A 270-nucleotide genomic window follows, 5' to 3' on the forward strand; every position below is an offset into this window, starting at 1 on the left:
TGAAAGGGCAAATTCAGATTTTCGTTAATATGATTTTTAAGCTGATGAAGAAAGTCCATTAGAAACCTGCTCCTTTCACAAAACGCTGAACCCAATCCGTCATGTGGATTGCTTTAGCTTTTTCGTCCCAACGTTTGCCGGTTCCTGGTGTTGTATACTTCCTGAAAGTAACAATCCCATTTTTACCGTAGAACTGTGCTCTAGCATATACTGTGTTCCAGGACACCTCTTTCCCATCACGAGACATATGCCCAGAAGGTCGCAATTTTC

At 41.9% G+C, this 270-nt stretch carries 1 protein-coding gene; it reads right to left on the reverse strand.

The window, feature by feature from the left end; all coding sequences use genetic code 11:
* Positions 1–58: 58 nt before the first annotated feature.
* The coding region (locus C1E58_RS11935) for a minor capsid protein (protein ID WP_105210483.1) at positions 59–270 on the reverse strand (212 nt) is incomplete at its 5' end.

Origin of the sequence: Streptococcus suis (assembly GCF_002964575.1) — a bacterium.
Taxonomy (GTDB): Bacteria; Bacillota; Bacilli; order Lactobacillales; family Streptococcaceae; genus Streptococcus; species Streptococcus suis_R.